The sequence below is a fragment of the Niastella sp. OAS944 genome, assembly GCA_024809215.1.
In the GTDB taxonomy this organism is placed as follows: Bacteria; Bacteroidota; Bacteroidia; order Chitinophagales; family Chitinophagaceae; genus Niastella.
Window position 1 is genome coordinate 141216 of the sequence record JANUBW010000010.1, and the last position, 26015, is coordinate 167230.

General features: G+C 44.2%; 23 protein-coding genes. 15 read left to right on the forward strand and 8 right to left on the reverse strand.

What is annotated here, in order from left to right; all coding sequences use genetic code 11:
* The first annotated feature begins 99 nt into the window (after positions 1-99).
* Positions 100-768 carry a hypothetical protein gene (locus GGD38_RS30590; protein ID WP_375303445.1) on the forward strand — a complete coding sequence of 223 codons (669 nt, stop codon included), beginning with the start codon at positions 100-102 and terminating at the stop codon, positions 766-768.
* Between the two features lie 22 nt (positions 769-790).
* On the opposite strand, the gene GGD38_RS30595 is transcribed toward GGD38_RS30590, so the two are convergent.
* Positions 791-970: a hypothetical protein gene (locus GGD38_RS30595; protein WP_375303444.1), complete on the reverse strand. Its 180-nt coding sequence runs from the start codon at positions 968-970 to the stop codon at positions 791-793.
* 485 nt (positions 971-1455) lie between these two features.
* Between GGD38_RS30595 and GGD38_RS30600 the strand changes: the two genes are divergently transcribed.
* The 13 genes from GGD38_RS30600 (at position 1456) to GGD38_RS30660 (ending at position 19389) form a co-directional block, all read left to right on the forward strand.
* A complete protein-coding gene (locus GGD38_RS30600) occupies positions 1456-2214 on the forward strand; it encodes a TerC family protein (protein ID WP_375303443.1) in 759 nt (252 codons plus the stop codon).
* 91 nt (positions 2215-2305) lie between these two features.
* Positions 2306-2656: a hypothetical protein gene (locus GGD38_RS30605; protein ID WP_375303442.1), complete on the forward strand. Its 351-nt coding sequence runs from the start codon at positions 2306-2308 to the stop codon at positions 2654-2656.
* Between the two features lie 87 nt (positions 2657-2743).
* Entirely contained in the window at positions 2744-3250 is a 507-nt protein-coding gene (locus tag GGD38_RS30610) for a hypothetical protein (RefSeq protein WP_375303441.1), read from the forward strand.
* A 27-nt stretch (positions 3251-3277) separates the two neighbouring features.
* On the forward strand, positions 3278-5488 hold the full coding sequence (locus GGD38_RS30615; protein ID WP_375303440.1) for a cation:proton antiporter: 2211 nt from the start codon (positions 3278-3280) through the stop codon (positions 5486-5488).
* 71 nt (positions 5489-5559) lie between these two features.
* Positions 5560-6135: an RNA polymerase sigma factor gene (locus tag GGD38_RS30620; RefSeq protein ID WP_375303439.1), complete on the forward strand. Its 576-nt coding sequence runs from the start codon at positions 5560-5562 to the stop codon at positions 6133-6135.
* Positions 6136-6200: 65 nt separating this feature from the next.
* Entirely contained in the window at positions 6201-7409 is a 1209-nt protein-coding gene (locus tag GGD38_RS30625; protein ID WP_375303438.1) for a FecR family protein, read from the forward strand.
* Positions 7410-7535: 126 nt separating this feature from the next.
* Positions 7536-11177 (forward strand): SusC/RagA family TonB-linked outer membrane protein, encoded by a 3642-nt coding sequence (locus GGD38_RS30630; protein WP_375303437.1) that lies wholly within the window; start codon positions 7536-7538, stop codon positions 11175-11177.
* A gap of 25 nt (positions 11178-11202) precedes the next feature.
* A complete protein-coding gene (locus tag GGD38_RS30635; protein ID WP_375303436.1) occupies positions 11203-13353 on the forward strand; it encodes a RagB/SusD family nutrient uptake outer membrane protein in 2151 nt (716 codons plus the stop codon).
* A 264-nt stretch (positions 13354-13617) separates the two neighbouring features.
* Positions 13618-15708 carry a T9SS type A sorting domain-containing protein gene (locus GGD38_RS30640; protein ID WP_375303435.1) on the forward strand — a complete coding sequence of 697 codons (2091 nt, stop codon included), beginning with the start codon at positions 13618-13620 and terminating at the stop codon, positions 15706-15708.
* A gap of 152 nt (positions 15709-15860) precedes the next feature.
* Positions 15861-16433, forward strand: coding sequence for a Crp/Fnr family transcriptional regulator (locus GGD38_RS30645; protein WP_375303434.1), 573 nt, complete (start codon positions 15861-15863; stop codon positions 16431-16433).
* Between the two features lie 110 nt (positions 16434-16543).
* Positions 16544-17449 (forward strand): YceI family protein, encoded by a 906-nt coding sequence (locus GGD38_RS30650; RefSeq protein WP_375303433.1) that lies wholly within the window; start codon positions 16544-16546, stop codon positions 17447-17449.
* A gap of 11 nt (positions 17450-17460) precedes the next feature.
* Positions 17461-18537, forward strand: a complete 1077-nt coding sequence (locus GGD38_RS30655) for an NAD(P)H-dependent flavin oxidoreductase (protein WP_375303432.1) — start codon at positions 17461-17463, stop codon at positions 18535-18537.
* Between the two features lie 15 nt (positions 18538-18552).
* Positions 18553-19389: an SDR family NAD(P)-dependent oxidoreductase gene (locus GGD38_RS30660; RefSeq protein WP_375303431.1), complete on the forward strand. Its 837-nt coding sequence runs from the start codon at positions 18553-18555 to the stop codon at positions 19387-19389.
* On the opposite strand, the gene GGD38_RS30665 is transcribed toward GGD38_RS30660, so the two are convergent.
* The 6 genes from GGD38_RS30665 to GGD38_RS30690 all read right to left on the reverse strand — a co-directional run bounded on the left by GGD38_RS30665 (position 19390) and on the right by GGD38_RS30690 (position 24299).
* Entirely contained in the window at positions 19390-20394 is a 1005-nt protein-coding gene (locus tag GGD38_RS30665) for an alpha/beta fold hydrolase (protein WP_375303430.1), read from the reverse strand. It abuts the gene before it with no gap.
* Positions 20395-20526: 132 nt separating this feature from the next.
* The gene (locus tag GGD38_RS30670; protein ID WP_375303429.1) at positions 20527-20952 is read right to left on the reverse strand and encodes a hypothetical protein; all 426 of its coding nucleotides are present in this window, start codon (positions 20950-20952) and stop codon (positions 20527-20529) included.
* Between the two features lie 20 nt (positions 20953-20972).
* Entirely contained in the window at positions 20973-21713 is a 741-nt protein-coding gene (locus tag GGD38_RS30675; protein WP_375303428.1) for an SDR family oxidoreductase, read from the reverse strand.
* Between the two features lie 169 nt (positions 21714-21882).
* Positions 21883-22401: a hypothetical protein gene (locus GGD38_RS30680; RefSeq protein WP_375303427.1), complete on the reverse strand. Its 519-nt coding sequence runs from the start codon at positions 22399-22401 to the stop codon at positions 21883-21885.
* Between the two features lie 66 nt (positions 22402-22467).
* On the reverse strand, positions 22468-23388 hold the full coding sequence (locus tag GGD38_RS30685) for a helix-turn-helix domain-containing protein (RefSeq protein WP_375303426.1): 921 nt from the start codon (positions 23386-23388) through the stop codon (positions 22468-22470).
* Between the two features lie 158 nt (positions 23389-23546).
* On the reverse strand, positions 23547-24299 hold the full coding sequence (locus GGD38_RS30690; RefSeq protein ID WP_375303425.1) for an SDR family oxidoreductase: 753 nt from the start codon (positions 24297-24299) through the stop codon (positions 23547-23549).
* Between the two features lie 778 nt (positions 24300-25077).
* Here GGD38_RS30690 and GGD38_RS30695 point away from each other — a divergent pair.
* Complete coding sequence (locus GGD38_RS30695; protein WP_375303424.1) at positions 25078-25584, forward strand: GAF domain-containing protein; 507 nt, start codon at positions 25078-25080, stop codon at positions 25582-25584.
* Here GGD38_RS30695 and GGD38_RS30700 read toward each other — a convergent pair.
* Positions 25497-25931 carry a winged helix-turn-helix transcriptional regulator gene (locus GGD38_RS30700; RefSeq protein WP_375303423.1) on the reverse strand — a complete coding sequence of 145 codons (435 nt, stop codon included), beginning with the start codon at positions 25929-25931 and terminating at the stop codon, positions 25497-25499. The two genes, GGD38_RS30695 and GGD38_RS30700, sit on opposite strands and share 88 nt — an antisense overlap.
* Between the last annotated feature and the right edge of the window lie 84 nt (positions 25932-26015).

The window sequence follows — 26015 nt, forward strand, 5'->3', positions numbered from 1 at the left end:
TGTTGACCATAAAAATAATAAAAGCCGGGATAATGGAAACTATACCGCCGTAATATCTTGCACGATAGGAATTTCTTAAACTTTAGATTATATTGGCGCATGTTCGAACATATACGCCTGATCACAAAAAAAGATAATAAGATAAGTGACCCCAATATTTCCTGGAATGCAAAGTCAAAGATCCATTGCTGTTGCGAGTTGAACTTCGGACTGGGTGAAAAGTTTACCTGGACTCAGCATCATTCAATTCCTTTAACCAGGCTTATTAAATTTTACAATGAATTATTGGACTCAATTACCGGGCCGTTGGGTAAAGAGCACCAGTATTTATTTCCTAATAACTATGGTACTATCGTTATTTTATGGTCTACGGAAGATCGGTCTGGTTTTAATTTTACTTTTCGTTACCGAAGCTATAATTATGATGAAGAAGTGTACAGGAAAACAATTTCTTCTTCTTTGTTTTATTTTTATAAGCGATCGTTATTTTTCACTGTAATGCAGGTGCTTATAAAAAACTCCGGCGAAGAGGCATGTGTAAGGGCAGGTGAGCTGTTTTATGGATCAGACAGGCACCCGTATGAATTTAAAATGGGGCAGAGAGTAAAGACAGCAGCGCATGTAAAAAAACAAAGGATAGGGTACATTATGATGCGGTTTTACCACGAAAAACGTAAAACGAATGTGTATCAGTTAATGCTGAACGATAGAATATATGAAAGATGGTTTTGGCCCGCCGACCTTGAAAGATATAACGCCGCGGAATAAGTGATCCCACGGCGTTTTTATATTATAACATTTTCTTCCGCCAGGTATACAGGCATAATCCCAATAATGGAACGGTCAACCACAAAATATGATACCATTTTGCGTTACTGACCAGGCCCTGTTCCAATGCAATAGCACTAACAAGTACCAGCACTACTACAAAAGAGATCCCGGCAGAAAAACGTTCCTGTTTTCTGCGCATAACTCAATTTTATAGGTGAACTATAATAATTAATAAAACTTATTTCCCAAACCCTTTAAAAGGCGAGTAGTAAGTGGTAAATGGCGAGTGGGATGAAAAACAATAACCTGCATTTAGAATAAGTGAAACAGGCGATTATTTATTAGTTCCGAGTAAAAGCCCTACTAGCCATCTCCTACTGGCCACTAGCCCCTAAGCGGCTTGGGCTAAATTTTTAAAGTCTTTAAAAGAAGAGAAGTAATATAAGCGTGGGCAAAATGGTACGAACTCAGGGAATGACCAGGTCACAGAATTGCTTATATCAAGTATAATATACCTGACCAAACGCGTTAACTGTGTATGTAAAATAGAACCTGTCATGTTACCAAACTTACAAAATAACGGCTGTTCCTGCAAATAGATTGTTTAATGCTCTGTTAAATACTTATCGCTTTTTAATCTGTATCACTGATATATTGAACTAAATTTGAGACAATCTACCAATTATGGAAGTTATAGTAGCATTGCTTACCCTTATTTTACTGGAAGTTGTATTGGGTATTGATAATATCATCTTTATTTCAATAGTTACGGCCAGGCTGCCGGTAGATCAGCAAAAGAAAGGCAGAAGGGTAGGGTTATTACTTGCCATGGTAATGCGCCTGTTATTATTAACTGCTATTTCATGGGTACTTAAATTACAGGGCGATCTGTTCACCATATTTAATAATGGTATTTCTACCAAAGACCTCATTCTCATTTGTGGTGGTTTGTTTCTCCTTTATAAAAGCGCCGCTGAAATTTACCATAAGATGGAAGGGGAAGAAGGCGATAAATCGAAAGAAATAAAAGTAACCGGTTTTAACAGCGCCATTGGTCAAATACTGGTGCTCGATCTGGTGTTTTCGGTTGATAGTATAATAACTGCAGTGGGTATGGTTGAACAAGCCTGGGTAATGTATGTAGCAGTGGTTGTAAGTGTAGGTATTATGTTATTTGCTGCCGAACCGGTAAGCAAATTCGTAAATAAACATCCCGCCTTTAAAATGCTTGCCCTAAGCTTTTTATTACTCATCGGTTTTGCGCTTATTGGCGAAGGCCTGGGTTTACATATTCCTAAAGGATACATTTATTTCTCAATGGCTTTTGCGTTGGTGGTGGATGTTTTTCAAATGAGAATGAACCGGCCACGAAAAACCGATACCGTACACACGCGGGAGCACTATTTACCCGGTGATGCTGAAAAAGTAAAGGACGGAATTTAAGCTGTTTTTAAGGAGCTTCTTAAAGTTTCGTTAATGAATTATAAGTGCTTACACGCTTTTTTTTGCCGGCATATTGGGTTAAATTTGCGGCGTGAGATACCTCTTGATTATATGTTTATTATTCCTTCAATTTGCCACAGGCTTTACAGCTTCGGCAGAGGTGGCTTTGCCGGCTAAGGAAGTATCTCATAATAAAAAAGCGGCCTGTTTGTATGCCAATGATCTGTTGCAAGATCAGGCTGCGGAAGTTGTTCGCTCCATACAATTTAATTGCATTGTTTTCAATGCACGCGAGCATCGCGATAATGAAGGATTGCTTTCGCTGGACCATCTGAGTGATAATATGGCCGGTGATCTTCATAAACGTATCAATGATGCCGCTATTTCACACTGGACCCCTCTTGTACGGTTACTCTTATTTCCCAATCACTATTTCTGGTAATAACTGTTCACATAAATGAACAGAACAATGTTTTTTAATGACCGCCACGGTCATTAATGTCATTCTATTACCTAAACTCTATACAATATGACCGATATTGGAATAGCACTATTGTTATTAGTGCCTATAGTGATTGTTATTATTATACTGAATAACGCAGCCAAACAGCGTAAAAAGAAGGTACAGAAAAAGATCAACGCCTTTGTTGCAGAAGCTACGCGGCAAACCGGTATCACCAATTATTTCCGCAAGCAGCTTACCCATCAAACAGTTATTATGGATGAAAGGAACAAAAAGCTGTTATTGATTGAGCATAAAGAAGAAGCATTTTCATTTACTGTATATCCATTGGATGCGGTAAAGAATGTGCTGGTGCTTAATGAAACAAGATCATTTATACCCGAAGGCAAGGGGCAAAAAAAGGAAAATCTTACTACCCGTATCGGCCTTGAAATAAGTTTTAAAAAAGGCGATACCGATAAATTTATCACCCTGTACGATTACCTCGTACACAATATTTACCAGATGCAGGAACTTGAAAAAGAGGCCCACGAATTGCGCGATAAAATTGAAAAGGCAAGGAACGGTAACTAAGGTGATCATTTTTTAAAGCACTCCACTATGGGACACTTACCCGATCTTATTTCTGACCTGGCCCTGATACTGGGCGCGGCAGCAATCAGTACCCTGATATTCAAGCGGCTTAAACAACCGCTTGTTTTAGGGTACATTATTGCCGGTTTTTTGGTAGGGCCTTATTTTAATTTTATTCCTACCGTTGTTGATAAAGAGAACATTGAAACGCTGGCCGAAATAGGCGTTATCTTTTTATTGTTCAGTTTGGGCCTCGAGTTCAGTTTTAAAAAGTTGATCAGGGTAGGAGGTTCCGCTTCCATAACGGCGCTGGTAGAAATTGTTTTTATTACTGTGGCCGGTTTCTTTTTAGGGCAGCTAATGGGCTGGAGCACCATGGACAGTCTGTTCCTGGGCGGTATGCTGGCCAGTTCATCAACTACCATCATATTACGTGCATTTGATGAGCTGGGCTTAAAAACAAAGGCCTTTGCCGGTATTGTATTTGGCGTGCTGATCGTGGAAGATATTGTGGTCATTCTGTTGATGGTATTACTTTCAACCGTTGCCGTAACGCGGGTATTTCAGGGTGCAGAAATGTTACTCACTATACTCGAGCTTATGTTCTTTTTAGTGTTGTGGTTTACCAGCGGCATTTTTGTGCTGCCCACTTTGCTGAAAAAAGCGCAGCGCATTATGACCGATGAAATTCTGCTAATACTTTCATTGGCGCTTTGTTTGGGAATGGTGGTGCTGGCAACCGTAGTTGGTTTTTCGGCAGAACTGGGCGCCTTTGTAATGGGTTCTATAATTGCAGAAACAACATCGGCCGAAAAGATAGAGCATTTATTAAAACCGGTGAAAGACCTGTTTGGCGCTATCTTTTTTACTTCGGTGGGTATGATGATAGATCCGGCAAACATGGTTACTTATGCAACGCCTGTTTTATTTGTTACCTTACTTACCCTGTTTGGTAAATTGTTCAGCACCACCCTTGGCGCGGTTATTTCCGGACAACCATTAAAGCAATCTATACAGGTGGGTATGAGTATGGCGCAAATTGGTGAATTTGCATTTATAGTTGCCACCCTGGGTTTGTCGTTAGGTGTTACTTCTGCTTTTCTTTTTCCTGTGGCGGTGGGAGCTTCGGCTATTACAACGTTCACTACACCCTATCTTATTAAATTATCGGGGCCATTATATCATTGGTTAGAAAAGGTGATACCGGCAGGTGTTATACGCCGTATAAATAAATACAGTACCGAAACAAAGACTGTTACTCATACCAGTGAGTGGCGAAAGTTCATTCGGTCAACGGTTATCAACGGTGTGCTCATGAGCATTATCATTATCGCCATCATTGTATTCTCTTCGCAATATGTTGAACCCTGGATAAATAAGAATGGCAATTCACTTCTGTTGAAAGCAGGCGCTTGTTTGTTAACCCTGTTGATCTTAAGTCCGTTCCTGTGGGCGCTGGCTATCAGAACGCCGGCAGGAGCTTATAAGACCATGAAAGAAGACCTGCATTTCAGACGCATTTTTTTCGTGGTGCAATTGATAAGACTGGCGCTGGTTGCTTTTTTTGTGGGCTTTTTGTTACACCGTTTTTTCAATTTGTACACCGGTATTGTATTTACCGGGGTAACGCTTTTCTTACTTATTGCTTTTTCAAAAAAGATCCAGGCTTTGTACGGAAAGCTGGAACGCCGTTTTGTTTCGAACCTGAATGAGCGCGAAACAGAACATTCAAGGTTGAACCGAACAGAGTTGGCGCCCTGGGATGCGCATATAGTTCCGGTAACGGTACCCGCCAGGGCCGCCTGTGTTGGCAAAACCCTGAATGAACTGAAATGGCGGGAAATGATTGGCGTAAATGTCGTAATGATAAAACGCGACGATCATCAAATTGCAGTACCCGGCCGGGAACAAATTGTTTACCCCAACGATGTGTTATTGGTGCTGGGCACCGATCATCAGATACAGCGGTTATCAGTATTGATACGGGCGGAACCTGAGCTGGATTCGCAGGGCATAGGCGATGTGGCCTTGTATAATTACTATATCTCTGAAACAAATATTCTGAAAGGGAAAACCATTAGGCATTCGGGTTTGCGTGAGCAGGCCAATGCGCTGGTAGTTGGTATAGAACGGAAAAACGACCGCATCTTAAATCCGGAGTCGGATACGGTGCTGGAGGCAAACGATAACCTGTTCATTGTTGGCGACCCAAAAAGGATAAAAGAATTGCTTGCGTAATTAAACAGCAGGACAAAGCAGGATGCTGCATATTTAAATTGTTATAGTTTGCAGGTGTTCAGCCTAAAGCTTTGAGCCTAGCAATGCCATATGATGAGCAACAACTGCTTGTGCAGATAGCACAGAGTAATGAAAAAGCATTTCATGCCCTGTATCAGCAGTATTTTGCAAAAGTGTATGCCATGTCGTTGCACTATATGCCCGATGTGTTCAGGGCGCAGGATATGGTGCAGGAAGTATTTGGCCGGGTATGGCAACACCGGAATGAATTACCAAACATCAGGCATTTTGAAAGCTGGATCATTACCGTTACCCGCAACCTCCTTATCAACGAACTTCGAAAATTATATCCCCCCGGCTGGCAGCCACAGGATACGGAAAATGCCGATCCGCAAAAAACACTGGAGTACCGCGAACTGGAAAACCTGTTAAAACAGGCCATTGGCAAATTGAGTGCCCGGCAACAGGAAGTATACCGGTTAAGCCGGGTAGAAGGTTTTTCGCATAAAGAAATTGCCCGGCAGCTGGGCATTTCAATAGACGTTAGCCGCGAACACCTCAGCAAAGCGCTGCATAACATCCGTTCTTTCCTGCTCGAAGAATATGGCCTGGTTGGGTTGATGGCCGTTCTTACCCTGCTTACATAATTTTTTTTCAGGCACACCCCACACCCGTCTTTGTTCTGTGTCTACAAGGGTATATACCACTTTCAATGAATTTTAAACAGTTACTCGACGATTACCGGAATGGTAAAATGAATGCGGAGCAACGGGCGGCTTTTGAGCAGCTTTTGCATAGCATGGAGGCGGAACAACCGCACCTGCATGATTCACTTGTGCAGGTGCAACCGGTAGCTGCCGAAGAAACACGGGAGTACCTGTATGAACGCATTAAGGAAAACTATATAACAGAAAAACCGGTGGGAAGGGTACATCTTTTACTCAATCCCTGGCTTCGATATGCCGCGGCTATTGTTTTAACAGCAGGCATTATTGCATACTTCTGGAAGACTGAAGCCAAAAAAGAAACAACGGTTGCTGCTACCAGTAAACAACCGCGCACCGATGTTGAACCGGGCCGTGAAGGCGCCATACTTACGCTGGCCGATGGCCGCCAGCTGGTGCTCGATAGTTTAGGTAACGGTATCGTTGCCACCCAAAATGGCGCAAAAGTCGTTTTGAGCAGCGGAGCGCTTACTTACGATCAAAACGGCGAAACCGCCGGCAACAGTATATATAATACCATGCATACGCCCAGGGGCCGGCAGTTTCAACTGGTATTGCCCGATGGTACCAAAGTTTGGCTAAACGCGGCCAGCTCTATAAAATATCCCATCCAATTCATAGGTGATGAAAGAAGAGTAGAGATCAAAGGAGAAGCATATTTCGAAGTGGTGAAGAATGCCCAAATGCCATTTGTAGTTACAGTTCCCCAGGGAGGCGAGGTAAAAGTACTAGGCACCCACTTTAATATTAATGCATATGATGATGAACCTGCTATCAAGACTACGTTGCTGGAGGGGGCGGTGAAGGTGGTGACACCGGCAATCGTCAATCGGCAATCGGCAATGGAGGCTGAACGTGCAGTTGTCTTAAAGCCTGGTGAGCAGGCTGCAATAGCGGCGTACTCACCACTCAACACTCACCATTCACCACTCACCATTGACCATTCACCCAACCTTGATCAGGTAATGGCCTGGAAGAACGGGTTATTCAATTTTAATGGCTATAATATAAAAGCGGTGATGCGCGAAATAGGCCGTTGGTACGATCTGGATATTGTTTATGAAGCCGAGCCGGAACCAGAGGAAGTGATGGGCGAGTTGCAACGAAACCTAACGCTTTCGCAGGTAATGAAAATATTGCAAAAAATAAATGTAAAGTATAGAATAGAAGGAAAACAATTGATAGTAACGAAGTAACAGTTACCTGAAATAAAAAACCGGGTCCAGATTGGCGTCGGAAACCCGGTGCTGTTCAGGCTAATTGTTTGTTGACAAACACACCTGCCTACGGGCAGATTATTAACCAAACATTGTAACAAAGTTATGAAATTTATTGCTTGCCCCCGGCTGGCCTGCCCCTGGCTGCACGCCGGTGTCCGGGGCATTATGCGCCAGCCTAAACTGCGGCTGGTGCGCCAAACCATCTTAGTTATGAAACTAACTTTGATCTTGCTAACTGCTCTCTTTTGTACTGCTTCTGCCAACGTTCTGTCGCAAACAGTAACCTACACTTCGGCCAATGCTACGGTTGAAGAAGTTATTACTGCTGTAAAAAAACAAACCGGGTATGTATTTTTTTATCAAAAGAAAACTATTAAGGATGCCCGTAAAATAAACATCACGGCCAGCAACCTGCCGTTGAACGATTTTCTGTCACTGGCATTCAGAAACCAGCCTTTTAGCTGGTCAATCGAAAATCAAACCATCGTACTTGAAAAAGCATCTCCGCCTGTAGTTCAATTACCTGCTAATAATGTTACCGATAAACCAGCCGAAACCATCACTATAAAGTTGCTCGATGGGGGTGGTAACCCGCTCACAGGGGCTTCTGTATCTATCAAACAATCGGGCGGCACCGGCATCACCAATGCTGATGGTATTGTTAAGCTGACTGTTTCGGCCGGCGATGTGCTGGTTATTTCATTTGTAGGTTATGAATCAAAAGAAATAAAGATCACCGAAGAGATCGTTAAACAAGGATCGGTAACCGCTACGTTGCAACTGAAGCAATCTACACTCGACGATGTGGTGGTGGTAGGTTATGGCACCCAACGTAAAAGCGATGTAACCGGTTCTTTATCGCGGGTTACTGCCGAAACCATCACCGAAAGACCCGCGGTGAATGTGGCGCAGGCATTACAGGGAAAAGCTGCTGGCATGAACGTGGCTACCAATATGAAACCCGGTGAAGTGCCTGCTATCAACATTCGCGGTGTTCGCTCACAGTATGCAATCAACGAGCCATTGTATGTGGTAGATGGAATGCCTATTGTAAATATCCTGGGTGTTACGTCTTTTTCTATAAGTGACCTCAACCCGAATGATATTTCATCTGTAGAGATCCTTAAAGACGCTTCTGCAACCGCCATTTATGGATCGCGCGGCGCGAACGGCGTTATACTGATCACTACAAAGAGAGGAGCGAAAGGAAAGATGTCGCTTAATTTTAATTCAACGGTTTCTCTCGATAGTTATCACCAGATGACCGACATGATGAATGCCGGCCAGTATATTGATCAATTGCGGTACGCGCTAATGAATGGCAGAAGATATCAGGCTGGCAATCCTGCAGATCTCAATGTAGCGCCGGTGTACTGGTACCCCGATCCGAATTTGGACAAAGCAAATTTTCCGGCTTCCGGGGTCACTAATAATTACCCCGAACTGTTGGCGGCTACCATGAAAGGGTACGAATGGAATGCCGATGGTACGGTAAAAATGCGGTCAACTACCGATGCTGAAAAAGAAATGGGCTGGCCCGATCTGGTACCGGATTATAATTCATCCAGAATTCCAACCTACGATTGGGAAGGCGCAGCAAAGCGCACGGGGGTAACGCAAAGCCATCAGATCGCTCTTTCTTCCGGCACTGATGCCACCCGGTTATATATGTCGCTCGGTTATAACAAACAACTGGGTGTACAGCGCGATCAGGATTATCAACGTTTTACTTTAAACCTGAACGGCGATATAACACCGGTGAAATGGTTTTCATTGGGCGTTTCATTGATCGGCTCCATGTCGAAACAAAATTATGGTATCACCGACAATACAGGCAATACCGGCGCCAAGGACCTTTATGGAAGGGCTTTAAGCCAGTACCCCTGGGCAATGATCACAGACAGTGCCGGCGCATATGTGAGGAATGCCGGGGGCAACCTCACAAATTTTAACCCGTTGATCGATATCGACCAGTCGCTCAATGAACGTCGTACCGCCTCCATCCTGTCTAACCTTAATGCAGAGGTGAAGTTCACCCCCTGGTTAAAATACCGCATCAACTTCGGTGCGCAGGTGCGGAATTACAGGGACGGTGCATGGACCGGGCCTAACGCAACAGCACACCTGAGCGCCAAGGCAAATACAGCTAGTTACGAACGGGATGAAAATTTCTCCTGGGTGGTTGAAAACCTGCTTTACATTGATAAGTCTTTTGGCAATAACCATAAGCTGGGTATAACCCTGCTGGAATCGGCCCAGAAATCACGACGCGAAAACACTGCCACCAGTGTAGGCGGTGTGGTGATCCCGTTAAGCCAATGGTATGACCTTGGTTCCAATGCTCAAGGCAATCCCGGTATTGGCACCGGCTTTACTGAAAATACGCTGAGTTCCTTTATGGGAAGGATCAATTATTCCCTTATGAACAAATACCTGTTAACGGTTTCTGGCCGTTACGACGGTTCGTCGGTACTGGCGCCCGGGCATAAGTGGTCGTTCTTCCCATCGCTTGCATTCGCCTGGAAAATGCAGGAAGAAGCATTTCTTGCCAATATTCCCTGGCTGAATGAGTTGAAACCCCGCATTGGTTATGGCGTAACCGGTAATTCTTCTGTAAAACCATACACCACTTCGGGCCCCTTGAGCCGTAACAATTATGCGCTTGGCGCCACCCCTGCTATTGGCTATTTACCACAGACGGTTCAAAATCCCGACCTGAAATGGGAGAAAACAGCGCAAACAAACATTGGCATTGATTTCACGGTGCTGGATAATCGTATCTCCGGCTCTGTTGAATATTATGTGCAAAATACTTCCGATCTGATATTTCAACGTACGCTGCCCGGCGTTTCGGGATATGTGGCCAAGATCATGAACATTGGCAAATCGAATAACAAAGGGGTTGAGATCACCCTGAATACCGTTAATATCAAGAGGGGCGATTTCAGCTGGAGTACAGAACTCACCTGGAGCCGGAATAAAGAAGAGATCGTAGAGCTGATAAACGGTAAGAACGATATCCTGGCTTCAAAGTGGTTTATCGGTCAGCCCTGGCAGGTATTTTATCAACTGCAAAGCGATGGCATCTGGGGCAGTAATTCGAAAGACCTGGCTGAAATGGCGCAGTTCAAAACGATCGGCGGCCTCGATTTCAAGCCTGGTACAGTAAAAGTAGTTGACCAGAATAATGACTACAAGATCGACCAGTCGGATTATGTGATCAGAGGTACGTCTCGCCCAAAATGGTATGGTGGTATTACCAATACATTCCGGTATAAAGGCCTTAGCTTAAGCTCGTTTATTTATGCACGTGTGGGGCAAACCTATTTTGGCGGCTATCCGGGTGTATTTGGAAGAAATGAAAGCGATGTGTGGAGCTGGAACAATCAGAGTGGCCGCTTTCCTCTGCCGGTATTGGGTGCCACGGGCATTACCAATGTATCTTCTGCCATGCAATATAACGACGGATCGTTTGCTGTAGTTCGCAATATTTCCTTAACATATGATTTACCTGCCAAACTGATAGGGCGGGCTAAAATGAAAAGCCTGCAGTTGAATGTACAGGTGTTGAATCCGTTTATTTTCGGCGGCGACATAGTGAAATGGGGTATCAATCCCGATGATGAAACCAACTGGAGTTCGGAGTCGAGTGCCAATTCATTTACTACTTCCCCAATGGGCGGTATTAACAACAATACAGTGCTGCCGCGCAGCATTGTATTTGGGTTACGGGCAGGATTTTAATTCATTAACGATTTGAAAATAGCATATGAAACTATATATAGCGGTAATTCTCATTTTACTTTCGGGTTCCCTTGACTCCTGTAAGAAATTCCTTACCGAAAAACAGGTGTCCAATCTTACACAGGATTATTATAATACCGAAGATGGATTGAATGCATTGGTGAATGGTTTGTATGTATATGCCCGCATAAAACATGAATGGGATGCCAGCGGCGCCCGCATTACACAGGCCGAAACAGATGCTTACATGGCGGCAACAAATACATGGGCTACAATGACCGCCGCCATCTATGGGTCGAATGTTGCAACGGTAGCCGGTAATGTAAATAACTATCTCGGCGCGGCCAATAGCGACTATGCCCCCATGGGCGCTTACCCACACATCAACAATTGTAACATTGCGTTGGACATAATTGATAATTTAAAGCCCGGCAAATTTGCCACCGACGAAACCTTACGCAAAACAAGACGTGGCGAGATCCTGTTCCTGCGTTCCTGGGCTTATTATCTTATCTCGAACCAATTGGGCGATGTACCCTTACTGTTAGAACCAAGAAAAGAAGACAACGGCATTTATTATTATCCCAAGGCTAAGCTGGAGGATATTTACAAACAGATCATTGCCGATATGCGTGAAGCATATGCCACTCTCCCGGCTTCGGTTACTGATCGCGGTCGTGCAGGTAAACTGGCGGCAGGCCATTTTCTCGCAAAATTATATCTCAACCGGGCGCAGGCAGCTGCTTTCCAGAACAGCAGCGAACCGCATCTGAAAATGTTATATAAGGGGAATGTTGCAACCGATCTTGACTCTGCCATTTCTATTGCAACAGAAGTGATCAATGCGGCCGGTGGCGTAAGCGGTCTGGCTCCTGATTACTGGACGATCTTCGATCCCAAAGTGTCAGAGACCACGCCGCATAAAGAAGTATTATGGTCGGCGCAATTTGAGGTGAACACCTCATTGCATGCCCGTTTTGGAAATCGTTCCTGTAATTATCATACCGGTAATTATACCGAAGCAACCGGGGTAACGCGGGTGCAGGCGTATGGCCGTCCGTTCGGCACTTTTAAACCTACCGATTTTGGTTATGATGTGTTCACCGACAAAGTGAATGACTCGCGTTATTACAAAAGCTTCCAGTACGAATACATTTGTAATACCACCGGTTCGTTTACGTGGAATGCCAATGCCGCAGCCTGGTGGAATGCGAACAAGCCGGCCGGTGAGCCTGCTGTAAATGTAAATTCGGCGCGGGCAACGCTGGGAAAAAGAGCGCTGATCTACCTCGAAAATCAACAATCGGAAGCGCTTGATTCAACCATGGTGATGAGCCAACCCTATCAGTTTATTGTTCGCTGGGTTCGCTCTGCTGTAACAGGCAGGTATTATTACCGGCTCAATTACAATCAAAGCTCTATTGGTTTGAACACCGGTACGCCTGCTCCTTATTTATCGGTGAAGAAGTATGTAGATCCGCTAAAGGGTGGCAGCGCCGATGAAGCTAATTTCAACAGTGAAGCAGGTACAAGAGATGCCATATTGATGCGACTGGCAGAAACTTATTTGATACGTGCTGAAGCATATGGCCGTAAAGGACAATATGCACAGGCTGTTGCAGATATCAATGTGTTGCGCAATCGTGCGGCGTATAAAAGCGGGGAAAGCAGACCCAACGTTTTGGTAGAGTGGGAGCCTAAAGCCACCACACTGGCTGCTTCGGAAAGAATAATGCCTTATGCGGCCAATGGAAGTTCCTATAATGCCATTAAAGTAACGGAAGAATATTTTACACCCGCAACGCCACAGGCCCTGGCCGAAAATTATATTCCTGCAGTGACTTCCAAACAGGATATGTTCATTCACTTTATTTATAATGAAAAAACAAGGGAAATGCTGGCGGAAGGCACCTTGTGGGAAGACCTTCACAATGCCGGCATCCTGTACGAACGGGTAATTTATCTAAACCAGATGGCTTCGCCATTAGCGGGTCGCTGGCCGGCAGCATACAATATTGCAAATGGGAACGGGCAAAATGGAAACGGGAAAGGACAAATGGATAAGAAATTCACTTTCCGTCCATGGCCATCTGATTATCTCATGCTGCTTACCGATGAAAATGGTAAGGCGCTCGATGAGAATGCGCAGAAGGAGTATCAGAATTTTGGATATTGATGGTGAGTGGTGAATGGCGTGAAACGTGAAACGTGAAACGGCAAACGCCCAATTTCGAAGCTCTCGTTTTTTCGGCGATCAGCTCGAATTTCGGGTGGCGTAAGATTGCAGTACAATTTCAATGTTCGCGAGCCCTTTCACGTTTCACGTCTGCCGTTTCACGATTACAACCTATCAACAATAAAACAAACTAACCAAAAAACTACTCAATAAAAATCACTCTGGTGACTTGAATCAATACAAACCAATTAAACGATTGTCCACATGAAAAAAAATCTCATCCTGATAACAGTCTGCCTGTTATCATTATTCACGCATGCCTATGCGCAGCGTAAAATGGAACGGCTCAACCGGGGAGTTGTAGCTGTTCGAAGCGGTAGCTCCGTTTTTATAAGCTGGCGCCTTTTAGGATTAGACCCCTCCGGAATTGGATTTAATATTTACAGATCGGCCAATGGCGGCGCAGCGGTAAAACTCAATAGCTCGGTATTAACGGCGGGCACAAACTATACAGATAATGCCGCCAACTTAACCCAAAGCAATTCGTACTATGTAAGACCCGTAGTAAGTGGTGCAGAACAGGCTGCCAGCGGCGCCTATACGCTGGCGGCTAACGCGGCCGATAAACCCTGTTTCATCGTGCCGTTACGTGCAGGCCCGCAGATCCATTTTGTATGGGTGGGCGATCTCGATGGCGATGGAGAATATGATTATGTGGTAGACCGCCTCGATTGGAATGGCGGTGGTTGTAAAATTGAAGCCTATAAACGCGATGGCACTTTTTTATGGGATGTTGATTATGGCCCCAACAGTGTGAACATGGATAATATTTCACCCGGTTCGGCTGCCATCGATGTAGGTAACTGGGATGGTGTAACTGTGTATGATCTCGATGGTGATGGCAAAAGTGAAGTGATCACCAAAATAGCCAACGGTGTTCGCTTTGGCGATGGAGGTACCTGGAGCAACGGCAGCGATACCAAACAATGGCTGGGCATCCTGAACGGACAAACGGGTGCCTTAAGAAGTTATGTTACCATTCCACAGGATTATATAAGCACCGGGCCGCTTGCCTGTAGTTTTGGTATTGGTTACCTCGATGGGGTAAGCCCAAGTGTAATAGGCAAATTCAAGAACCGGAATGCCGATGGCTCATTCAATATGATGGTGTGCGCATTTAAGTTTTCAGGTAGCAATACAACTGTGCAATGGAAATGGCTGCGTGGTTCAACTGCTGCACCAGACGGGCATCAGATAAGGATCATAGACGTTGATGGAAACGGCACCGATGAAGTGTGTGATATTGGTTATACCCTCAACAGCAACGGCACGTTGCGATATTCGCTCGCAGGGCAGGGCGTTGTTCATGGCGATAGAACACAAATAGGCAAGCTCGATCCCAACCGTGCCGGTATGCAGGGGTATGGTGTACAACAGGATAACCCCAGCGGCTTGCTTGAATATTATTACGATGCCAATACGGGTTCAATATTATGGAAACATATAGGTGCAGTAGGGGATGTAGGTCGTGGCGCTGCAGGCGATATTGATCCACGTTATAATGGTTGGGAGGTATGGTCGTTTCAGGGAATATACAATGGGCCATCCAATACCAAACTTACCGATGAACCCACCAGGCCCTATCCTAATTTAAGGCTTTGGTGGGATGGTGATGTGTTGGCCGAGAACCTGCACGACGAAAAAATTGAAAAATGGAATTACAGTTCTTCCACTGTATCAAGGTTGGTTACCATGTGGAATTTTGACGGTGGCACCGGAAGTGATCGCAATGCACCCATGTTCTATGGCGATATTTTGGGCGACTGGCGCGAAGAAGTTATCCTTACTTCAGCGGATTATTCAAAACTGGTGGTGTTCACTACCAATGTGCCTACCAACACCCGGCTGTATACGCTTGCACATAACCCCGCCTACAGAAATTGCATGACGATAAAAGGTTATATGCAATCGCATTTAACCGATTACTATCTGGGCAATGGTATGGCAACGCCACCCACGCCAAATATTACTTACACCGGCTCCGCAGCACGAATGGAGAATGAAGCAACAACTTTACCATTAACTTTAATTAACAATCAATTTGAAATTTTTCCCAACCCCAACAATGGCGCATTCGTAAATATCAATGTACCGGTTAGGGAGAAGGCAGATCTTGTGTTCACCATTATAAATGAGCAGGGACAGCTTCTTTTTGAAAAGAAACTGGGGCCGGTTGATGCAGGCGATTATTCAACCCGCATTAATATAAGCCGTGCCAGGCTGGCAGCGGGAAATTATATCGCAAGCATCAGATCAAAAAGCGGTATTCAGTCAAAACTATTTATAAAACTATAAAGTAAACAAGTCACCAGCAGCGCATTCATTATTAGTTCGCAGACAAGGTGGGTTCTCGCCGTGGCGAGGGCTCGCCTTTACCGCTAAACAAGGAGTGGTATACTTTTGAAGTGTGCCACTCCTTGTTTACTTTTGGGTAACAAACGCATCCCATGCAAGCAAAAGAGATCTTAAAGCAGCATATTGCGAAAACCGCCTCATTGACCGATGAGCAATTCGATCATTTCTTTTCCTACTTTAAACCCCAGTCGTTCAAAAAAGGACAGGCCATTATTTCTGAAGGAGAACGGGTAAACAGTGAATACTTTGTACTGGAAGGTATACTGAAAACATTTTTTATCAATGATGATATGAAAATGTTCATTCTTCAGTTTGCCATGCCAACCTGGTGGGCTTCCGATTACAATGCTTTATACAGTGGCAGCAAGGCCACGGTAAGTGTAGATTGCATAACAGATGCGGAAGTGCTTTGCCTTTCAAGCGCCGACCGCGAAAAACTGTGCAGTGAAATACACCAGGTAGAGCATTTCTTTCGCTGGCGAACAAACAGGGGCTATGTGGCCGCGCATAAAAGGCTGTTGTCTTTAATGAACAGCGACGCCAAACACCGCTATGAAGAGCTAATGACCCAATACCCCCAACTATACAATCAGGTGCCCAAACATTTGATAGCGGCCTACCTGGGTGTTTCGCGGGAAACCCTCAGCCGGTTATACAATTCTTAAAAATGTGAGGTACATCACAAACCGGCCCGGTTTTCATAGTTGTGATGTACATCACGCAATCACCCGCCGGTTTCAATTCATCTTTGTGTTGTCATTAAAACATACACAAAATGAAAAATCAAACATTCAAAATTGCAGTTGCGCAGAGCAACATAGATTGGACAGGCCGTAAAGTTACCGGCGCTCACAATGGTACCATTGGTATTAAATCGGGCGAGCTTATTTTACAGGATGGTAAATTAACCGGCGGAAACTTTGTAGTAGATGTAACTTCCATCAAGATCCTCGATGTAACCGATCCTGCTACCAATGCCCAGTTTTGGGGTCACCTGGCTTCAGACGATTTCTTTAGTTTAGACCAATTTCCCACAGCTACTTTTGTGATCACCAAAGTAACCGCTAAAGAAAACAGTGCCTACGATATTACCGGCGATCTTACCATCAAAGGCATCACGCATGAGGTGAAATTTAAGGCAACTGTGAATAACACCAGCGATACGCTTACTGCTACCGGCCGCATCACCATCGATCGTACCTGGTATGATATCAAATTCCGTTCAGGTAATTTCTTTACCAACCTGGGCGATACACTTATCTACAATGATTTCGACCTCGATGTAACGTTGACGGCAACAGCCGATCACAGTGCGCAGGAAAAAGAATTGATAACCCTGGCGCTGGAAAATTACTATTTCAAAGGCATTTATGAAGGCGACCTGAGTTTACTGAAACAGGTTTATTATGAAGGCACGCTGTTGTTTGGCGATGTAAAAGGCCAGCCTTATTTCAAAACCCTGGCCCAGTATTTTGAAGCGGTGCAGAATCGCCAAAGCCCCATCGACTCAGGCAAACCATTTCGTGGTGAGATAATTTCCATCGATGTAGTAAATTCAATTGCCGTGGCTGAAGTAAAAGTGAAAATGTACGATTTCAACTATCATGAGTTTCTGTCATTCCATAAAATAAATAACAGATGGGTGATCGTAAATAAAATGATGAGCGATACAAACGTATAAACGATAATGTTATGTGGTATAAAACAAAAGTAACAGACATGCTGGGTATCGATTACCCGGTTTTACAAGGGCCTTTCGGCGGCGGTCTTTCTTCGGTAGAATTGGTGTCAACTGTTTCCAATGCGGGCGGACTGGGTGGTTATGGAGCATATACTTTGAGCCCGCAGGAGATCGTAGACATCGATGCAAAGATCAGGGCAGCCACCGATAAGCCGTACAATCTGAACCTGTGGGTGAGTGACCACGATACCCATAACGGAACCGTCACTGACGAAGCGTATGAGCAAACGGCAAAATTGTTCAAACCATATTTTGATGAAGCCGGTATTCCATTGCCCGGGAAACCGGCTTCATTCAAATCGCGATTTGAGGACCAGTTACAGGTGGTATTTGATATTCGGCCCCGGGTGTTCAGCTTTATGTTTGGCGTTCTGCCGCCCGATGTACTGGAGAAGTTAAAAGGCCTGGGAATTAAAACAGTAGGCGCCGCTACTACGCTCGATGAAGCCATTGCACTGGATAATTCGGGTGTTGATATGATCATTGCATCGGGGTTTGAGGCAGGTGGTCACCGGCCGTCGTTTTTAGCGCCGGCCGAACAATCGCTTACCGGTACATTCGTGCTGTTGCAGTTAATAAAAGAAAAAGTGAAAGTGCCGGTTGTTGCTGCTGGTGGTATTGCGAATGGAAGAGGGATAGCGGGTGCTTTAACACTGGGTGCAGATGCGGTGCAGGTTGGTACGGCTTTTCTTGCTACCGATGAATCGGGCGCATTGCCTGTGCACCGGGAAATGTTATTCTCTGATGCTGCAAAATACACTTCCCTTACCCGTGCCTACACCGGCCGGCTTGGTCGTGGACTTACCAGTCGCGTAATGAAAGAACTGTTGGGAAAAGAAAAACAATTCCTTCCCTTTCCGCTGCAAACCAGTTTTATTTCATCGTTGAGAAAAGCGGCCATCGATAAACAGAAATGGGACCTGATACTTTTCTGGGGCGGACAAATATCCCCCATCCTGAAACATAAAAAAGCAGCGGTATTGATGCAGTCGTTGATAGAAGAAACGAATTTGATAATGGGGTCATAAGTAATACTAAATGTTATGAACAAGTCAAAAGTGTGGTATGTAACAGGCGCCTCACAGGGGTTGGGGCTTATTCTGGTAAAGAAATTACTGGCAGGTGGATACCGGGTGGCTGCTACATCGCGCAACGTGCAAAAGTTAAAAGAAGGGGTGGGTATTTATGATACAGACCGCTTTCTGCCAATAGTCGCAGACCTGAGTAATGAAGATTGTATTGATGAATCGGTACGGCAAACGCTGATGGCATTCGGGCGAATAGATGTTGTGGTGAATAATGCAGGTTATGGAATGGCCGGAACTGTAGAAGAAATATCGGCTGAGGATATCAGAAAGTTGTTCGAGGTAAATGTGCTGGCTGCTTTAAATGTAGTGAAGCGTGTATTGCCGGTGCTGCGCGAACAGCGAACCGGCTATATTATTAATATAGGTTCTGTAGCGGGGTTTGTCGGAGCGCCCGGTTGGTCTTATTACTCGGCAACGAAGGCTGCGCTGGCCGCTTTTACCGAAGTGCTGGCTTTAGATGTTAAGGAGTTTGGGATAAACGTAACTGTGGTAGAACCATCAGGTTTCAGGACCGGTTTTCTTACCCAAGGATCGCTGGCTTATACCGAAAGCCGTATTGAAGGTTACCAGGCCGTGAAAGATACGATGCAGCGATACCTGGCAGCGGATGGAAAACAAGCAGGTGATCCCGATAAGGCTGCTGAAATACTTATAGAGCTGGCAGAAAAAGAGAACCCGCCGTTGCATCTTTACCTGGGGCAGGATGCATACAAGCGGGCATCTTTAAAATTAACCGAAATGACTGCTGAGTTGGAAACGTGGAAATCGTATACTACTTCAGCCGATTATTAATTAATAAGCATCTACATCAATGATCGCCTGGGCAAAAGCGGCTGGTGCTTCCTGTGGTAAATTATGACCAATGCCGCCACTGATAAGCCGGTGTGAATATTTGCCGGTGAATTTTGAAGCATAAACTTTTGGGTCGGGGTGTGGCGCGCCATTGGCATCGCCTTCCAAAGTAATAGTTGGCACTGAAATGGCAGGGGCCTGAGCCAGTTTTTTCTCCAACACATCATACTTTGCTTCGCCTTTTTCCATACCCAGTCTCCAACGATAGTTATGAACTACAATAGCAACATGATCTGGATTGTTGAAGGCCGCGGCGCTGCGGTCATAAGTAGCATCATCAAAGTTCCATTTGGGTGAAGCGATCTGCCAGATCAATTTTGAAAAGTCGTGGGTATATTTTGCATAACCTTCTTTGCCGCGATCGGTAGCAAAATAAAACTGGTACCACCATTGCAATTCAGCGGCGGGCGGTAATGGCTTTTTACCTGCTTCCTGATTGCCGATCAGATAACCGCTTACAGAAACCAATGCTTTTACCCGTTCTGGCCAAAGCGCTGCCATAATATCGGCGGTGCGTGCGCCCCAGTCGAACCCGGCAACAGTTGCTTTCTCAATTTTCAACGCATCCATCAGGGCAATGATATCAGCTGCCAGTGCTGAAGGTTGGCCATTGCGAACGGTTTTATCAGAAAGAAAACGGGTGCTGCCATAACCACGCAGGTAGGGAACAATTACGCGGTAACCTTTTGCGGTGAGTAGGGGCGTTACATCAATAAAACTATAAATATCGTAAGGCCAGCCATGTAACAGGATCACTACGGGGCCATTGGCTGGGCCCTCTTCAGCATAACCAACATTCAGATCGCCTGCGTTTATATGCTTTATTGACGTAAATGTCTGGTGAGGTTTAGGCTCGTTTAATGCGTTTGTAGTTTGTGCGGTTGCTACATTGCCTGCCAACAGGCTGCCTAAGATCAAAGTGGTGATAATATTATTCATTCTCATGGTGTTGTTTTTTTGTGTTGAGAATGTAAAGGTATACCGCCGGCCGGGCCTGCTAATGCATTTATAGCTTATTTGGGCGAAGTAGGGGGTGAACTGGACATACAAGGGCCCGAGTTGACAAGTTAACTTGTTCTAATAATCTGCCTGCCCAATCTCAAGCTTATAGATCTTACTGTTTCCGTTTATATGGAATTTAAAATAGGTCTTGAAATTGCCCCAGGTATCGCTGTGGAATTTGCCGTAGATGGAAAGCCCGCGATCTTTAACGATATCGATGCTGGTGAAACGTTCATGACCGATAGCTTCTGTTGAAAATTCCTGGAAATTGCGTGGATGGCCATCATCGAGTAATTGCGCATCGGGGGTGAAATACGATAACCATAATTGCGCGTCGCCCTTTTGCCAGGCCTCAAAGGCGGCTTTTACAATGGGGTGGTTGAGTTTGCTGGTGTCCATTGTTATAATTTTTTGCTGTTTTTTACAATCTTCATTTCGCCATTCGGCAGCAAAACTGCCGGCAAACAGAATAAAGGCTGTCATTAATCTTATTGTATGCATATTTGAAAAGTTTGCGTGTATTAGGCCATTGCTCCATTCAGGCCAATGGTTTGTCCGCTGATCCATTTGGCATCATCGCCGGCCAGGAATACGATCACTTTGGCAATATCCTCCACCTCACCTAAACGATTGAACGCATTCAGTGATGCCAGGCGGTCTATTTGTTCCTGTGTTTTTCCTTTAATAAATAATTCGGTATTAGTGGGGCCGGGTAATACCGCATTAACGGTAATTCCTCTTGCGCCCACTTCTTTGGCAAATACGCGGGTAAGTTGTTCAACCGCGCCCTTGGTAGCTACATAGGTGCCGTAGGTAGGTATCATTACACGGGTAAGTGTGGTGCTCAGGTTAATGATGGTGCCATTGTTAGCCAGTTTGGCAGCCGCTTCGCGCATTGTATTGAAAGTGCCGCGTACATTTATATCGAACTGGCGGGAAAAATCTTCGTCGGTAGTGTCTTTCAATAATTTGGTGATCATGATACCGGCATTATTGATAAGAACGTCAATTTTGCCATAATGCGCAATGGCTGCATCGAACATAGCAGTTACTTCGGCGGCTTTACTTACATCGGCTTTAAGGGCAATGGCATCGCCACCGGTATCTTTGATCAGCTGAACGGTTTGGTCGGCTTCTTGTTTATTACCTGCATAATTGATGACCACTTTAGCACCTTCGCCGGCTATTTTCTTTGCAACTGCTGCACCTATACCTCTTGAAGCGCCTGTTACCAATATTACTTTGTTGTTTAACGTGTTCATAATTCTTTGTTTTATTTGTTGTTATTTGTTTGAATTGACAACACAAAGATGGCTTACAAACAGGCCGCTGAACGTACAAGGATTACAGCAAGAGTTGCAAATTTCTAAGAATGGAAACAAAAACGTCCCGGTGGGTGACCGGGACGCTGCTAATATTCAAAAGTTATTTTTATAACGCATCTGCTTTTTCCTGAAAAGCTACATGTTCCTCATGCTCAATTTCGTCGCTGGCAGATGAATACAGTTCAGAATAGTCAACGATCTTTTTATTTTTTGTGCCGGTAAATACACTGATCATTTCGGGGGTAGGGAATTCTGTTTTGTAGATCTTGCCCGTTTTGCATTTATCAAGGACCACGGTGATAATGTCATGCTCGGCGCCATCATATACATATTTCATTATGTCTACATTTTCCTGCATGTCTTTATCGAGCTGTTTGTAAATGTAGTAAATAGAAATGCCGCCGTAATGGTGCCAGAAATCGCCCATGGCGTCGTGTATTGTATCCGCAGAGATATTTGCGGCAGGCAGTTTGTCATCAGGCATTTCATCGGGATCGTTATCGCCCGCCCAGTCAAAGTTCAGGTAATTACTATCGAATAAATAGCTTATAAAGTCAACAGAAAGGTATTGTTCTGCAACTGTTTTTAATGACAGGATCACCTGTTGTGTTGGATTAGTGCTCATGCGGTTAAGATATTCTATTTCAGGCTTTCTGCATAGCCTGTTGATAAATTTCAGCAAGGATTAATATTATACCTGCTGTTTTCGATAGTCGGCCGGACTTTGAGCGGTATGCTTTTTAAAATAATTGCTGAAGTGTGATGCTTCGAGAAAACCCAGGCGGCTGGCAATTTCTTTAATGTTCAGTTGTTTGTTTTGCAACATTACTTTCGCCTCGGCAATGGTTTTGTCGGCGATCCAGGCAGTAATGGGTTTGCCGGTTTTACTGGTAATAACGCTGGAGAGGTAATTTACATGAAGGAATTGTTTATCGGCATAATCCTGAACACGCATTGGCGTGTCGGTTTTGCCGCTTGCCAGATCGCGAAAATGCTGCTCCAGGTTTTGTTTAAAGGTCTTTACGATCTGCGAGCTGCGGTTCCCTTCGTAAATAGGGTTATAATCCTGGAAGAAATATTCTTTGATCTTCAATAAAAGAGTGACCACTGCACTGCCGATCACCTTGTTCTTATAAGGCGAATGGCCATGGTGTTCGCGATAAATAAATTTATATAATTCTTCAATGATACTGAATTGCTCAGGCTGTAAAACCCTTGGCTCAACAGTTTCGGTAAGCAGGAAAGAGAATTCGCGATAGATATCAGGATGGACCTGTTCTTTTAAATACGATTCATTGAATACCAGCAGGCATGTTTCTGTAACACTATTCCATTCAAATTTTCGAAAGTTTCCAGGGTTGGTAAAATAAACGGTGCGAGGCACCATTTGAAATTGAAGATCGTCGATGGTATAATTCCCGAAAGCGTCTTTAATGAAAAGAAAACTAAAAAAATTTGGTCTGAAGGGAACGGAAGAAACAGGATACTCTTTAAAAAGATCTTGCAGGTAAAGAATGGTAAAACCCGATGTATGATCTACCATGCTGTGAGAAAGGCCCATCAGCTCGTATAGTTCATTGAGTGTCTTTACTACAAGATTTTTTGAAGACATGGTTTGAATAGTTAATAAGTTGACAAGTTAACAAGTTGACAAGGGAAAACAAAAAACCTTTTAAAGCCAACTCAGTTGAATTTAAAAGGTTAGGTCATTAAATAGGGAGTGTTGTATTTACCTTGTTAACTCGTCAACTCGTTAACTTGTCAACTACGCTACTGCGTCGCTCCTCCATTAACCAACAAATGCTGCCCGTTTACAAAAGAAGAAAGATCGCTGGCAAAGAATTCGGCAATATTGGCCACGTCTTCCACCTCGGCCAGGCGTTTCATGGGGCAGCTGTCTATCAATGATCTTCTTAATTCGGGGTAGCTGCCGGCTTCAGCAAAAATTCCTGAGTGATCTACTGCAAAAGGAATAATAGAGTTCACTGTTACGCCACGGTGACCGATCTCTTTTGACAATACATCAACCAGGTAACGGGGAACGGTTTTGCTGCCGCCGTATACAGCCATACCGGCAATGGGAAAGGCCGTGGTGCTGCTTGCAATGTAAATGATACGCCCATTGTTCTCAATATTCAGCGCGGCTTGTTGCATAGTGAAATAAGCGCCTTTTGAGTTGATGCTGAACAACCGGTCGAATTGTTCTTCGGTAAATTCTGTAACAGGTGTTTCAACCATTTCAATACCTGCATTCGCTACTACTATATCTATTTTACCAAATGCTTTTTTAGCTTCTTCAAACAGGCGTTTTATATCGGCCACTTTACTTACATCGGCCTGAACGGCAATAACCCTGGCCCCCATGGCTTTTATGTTATTTACTACTTCTTCGGCCGAAGCTTTATCGCGGCTATAATTGATAACGATATCGGCGCCCAGGGCGGCATAACGTTCTGCAATTGCTTTACCTAAACCTCTTGCTGAACCGGTTATCAGCGCTACTTTGTTTTTTAAGGAGTTCATAAAATTTGTTTTTAGTTGTTAGTGCTATTTGTTTGAATTGATAACACAAAGTTGGCCCTGAAATGGCCCCTGTTACGTACAAGGATTATAGCAAGAGTTACAAATTTCTAAGATCGGGTGATTGGTTGTTGGAGCGCAAATATTGATGAAGGAAAGAGGAGGATTGTATGAGATCAGAAGAAAATCGTTTATTACCCCTCCATTAAATAATATTGGTCCAATATCATTTTAGAAAATGTAATATCAATTATTGCCAGGCCTATATTGATTATGATCAGGGAGATATTAAATTTGATAAGATACTGATCGTTTAATATTACCCAAAAATCGTTTAATGAAACCCCAATATTAAATTGCTAAACGTGATTGAAGGATTTGATGACCATAGTTTGATTTTTTAGCAGGTGAATTGGTTGATGGAAGGCAGATTTCGTTTATTATAACCTTAATATTGATTGCTGCTAGCCTGACATTGATCAATATTTCCAAATATTGATGATGATGATGGTGATATTCGTTTCGATTATGCCGTTATCAGGTATTATCAGGTAAAAATCAATTATTGCCACCCTGATATAAATTGATATTTCAAAATGTCAATTTATATCAGGGTGATATTAAATGGCTAAACAAAATCTTAATCAATCGGCTGCAAAAAAAATCAACTTAAACGTTCCATAAATTGATATTGACGTAATCTTATTTAGTATTCAGGTCATATCAATTGATATGACCCCTGGACTTAGCAAACTGTCCCTTTTTTTACTAAATTGTTCCCATGAACGACATGATAATGAGGATAGTTGATGCTGCGGTGCAAAATTCTATGCAAATGTTGCAAGACGGCGCGCCACAAAACAAAATACTGGCCGGACTGGTTGGTGCTGCCGAACGTCTAGCAGGTGGCGGGGCCGTTTCTTCTATTTTATTGCTCGATAAAGAGGGGCTATTGCGCAATGGCGCTTCGCCCCAGCTTCCGCACGATTACCTCCGTGCAATAGATGGGTTAAGACCGCATCCCAAAGTAGGTACTTGTGCCGCGGCCGCAGCTACAGGCAATATGGTTGTAACGCTCGATTTTATGGCCGATGATAAATGGGCCGAATTGCGCCATCTTCCAACAGCATTGGGTTTTACTGGCGCCTGGAGTATGCCTATAAAGAATGCCGAAGGCAAAGTGCTGGGCACGTTTGGTACTTATTTTCGCGAAAAGCGGGAGCCTTCGTCTGTTGAAATTGCCGGCATTAAACAGTTGGCCGATGCAGCCGCCGGTATAGTAAGCTGATCATTGTCCTCTACCTTTTTTACTATCTCCTTGTTTTTTAGTCCCCATGCATTCAGTTGTACCAGAATAGGTACAATACTTTCACCCAGCGGTGTCAATGAATATTCTACATATAAAGGAAAACCTGAAGATACCTTCTTAGTAACAACGCCATAGGTTACCAATTCGCTCAATTGCATATCTATTACCCGGGCGCTGGTAGTAGTGATCTCGCGGTGCAATTCACTGGGGCGTTTGGCGCCCCGGCTAATGGCGTCAATGATGCAGGGCTTCCATTTAGCGCCAAATACCTTCATGGCCACTGTAATACCGCAATCGAGGTCTTCTTTTATTTTTCTTTCATACATAATAGTAAAAATAACTTTTTCAACAGGTATTTGGTTCTCTGCCCATACCGAAAAATTATTCGGTACCCGAAAATCAATTCGGTT

Coding starts and splice junctions, on each gene's coding strand:
- GGD38_RS30655 (WP_375303432.1), top strand. CDS start 17,461: ATGTGGTATAAAACAAAAGTAACAGACATGCTGGGTATCGATTACCCG.
- GGD38_RS30595 (WP_375303444.1), bottom strand. CDS start 970: ATGCGCAGAAAACAGGAACGTTTTTCTGCCGGGATCTCTTTTGTAGTA.
- GGD38_RS30610 (WP_375303441.1), top strand. CDS start 2,744: ATGACCGATATTGGAATAGCACTATTGTTATTAGTGCCTATAGTGATT.
- GGD38_RS30650 (WP_375303433.1), top strand. CDS start 16,544: ATGAAAAATCAAACATTCAAAATTGCAGTTGCGCAGAGCAACATAGAT.
- GGD38_RS30665 (WP_375303430.1), bottom strand. CDS start 20,394: ATGAGAATGAATAATATTATCACCACTTTGATCTTAGGCAGCCTGTTG.
- GGD38_RS30635 (WP_375303436.1), top strand. CDS start 11,203: ATGAAACTATATATAGCGGTAATTCTCATTTTACTTTCGGGTTCCCTT.
- GGD38_RS30660 (WP_375303431.1), top strand. CDS start 18,553: ATGAACAAGTCAAAAGTGTGGTATGTAACAGGCGCCTCACAGGGGTTG.
- GGD38_RS30625 (WP_375303438.1), top strand. CDS start 6,201: ATGAATTTTAAACAGTTACTCGACGATTACCGGAATGGTAAAATGAAT.
- GGD38_RS30690 (WP_375303425.1), bottom strand. CDS start 24,299: ATGAACTCCTTAAAAAACAAAGTAGCGCTGATAACCGGTTCAGCAAGA.
- GGD38_RS30630 (WP_375303437.1), top strand. CDS start 7,536: ATGAAATTTATTGCTTGCCCCCGGCTGGCCTGCCCCTGGCTGCACGCC.
- GGD38_RS30615 (WP_375303440.1), top strand. CDS start 3,278: ATGGGACACTTACCCGATCTTATTTCTGACCTGGCCCTGATACTGGGC.
- GGD38_RS30695 (WP_375303424.1), top strand. CDS start 25,078: ATGAACGACATGATAATGAGGATAGTTGATGCTGCGGTGCAAAATTCT.
- GGD38_RS30590 (WP_375303445.1), top strand. CDS start 100: ATGTTCGAACATATACGCCTGATCACAAAAAAAGATAATAAGATAAGT.
- GGD38_RS30685 (WP_375303426.1), bottom strand. CDS start 23,388: ATGTCTTCAAAAAATCTTGTAGTAAAGACACTCAATGAACTATACGAG.
- GGD38_RS30670 (WP_375303429.1), bottom strand. CDS start 20,952: ATGCATACAATAAGATTAATGACAGCCTTTATTCTGTTTGCCGGCAGT.
- GGD38_RS30645 (WP_375303434.1), top strand. CDS start 15,861: ATGCAAGCAAAAGAGATCTTAAAGCAGCATATTGCGAAAACCGCCTCA.
- GGD38_RS30680 (WP_375303427.1), bottom strand. CDS start 22,401: ATGAGCACTAATCCAACACAACAGGTGATCCTGTCATTAAAAACAGTT.
- GGD38_RS30700 (WP_375303423.1), bottom strand. CDS start 25,931: ATGTATGAAAGAAAAATAAAAGAAGACCTCGATTGCGGTATTACAGTG.
- GGD38_RS30600 (WP_375303443.1), top strand. CDS start 1,456: ATGGAAGTTATAGTAGCATTGCTTACCCTTATTTTACTGGAAGTTGTA.
- GGD38_RS30640 (WP_375303435.1), top strand. CDS start 13,618: ATGAAAAAAAATCTCATCCTGATAACAGTCTGCCTGTTATCATTATTC.
- GGD38_RS30675 (WP_375303428.1), bottom strand. CDS start 21,713: ATGAACACGTTAAACAACAAAGTAATATTGGTAACAGGCGCTTCAAGA.